1 tRNA gene is annotated in these 230 nt (G+C 50.9%); it reads left to right on the plus strand.

The window, feature by feature from the left end:
• The first annotated feature begins 155 nt into the window (after positions 1 to 155).
• A tRNA-Pro gene (locus tag ACHUGF_RS16570) sits at positions 156 to 229 on the plus strand.
• Position 230 lies beyond the last annotated feature (1 nt).

Here is a 230-nt window from a genome sequence, read left to right on the forward strand (position 1 = left end):
ATGAAGAGCGGAGCAGAGGGGAACCTCGTTTAATATGGCTCAAAATATCAGGAAACTTCGGTGATTAGCGCAGCCCGATAGCGCATCACGGCTCTTTATGAAGAGCGGAGCAGAGGGGAACCTCGTTTAATATGGCTCAAAATATCAGGAAACTTCGGTGATTAGCGCAGCCCGGTAGCGCATCTGCTTTGGGAGCAGAGGGTCAGAGGTTCGAATCCTCTATCACCGAC

Origin of the sequence: Shewanella maritima, assembly GCF_043643735.1 — a bacterium.
Lineage (GTDB): Bacteria > Pseudomonadota > Gammaproteobacteria > Enterobacterales > Shewanellaceae > Shewanella > Shewanella maritima_A.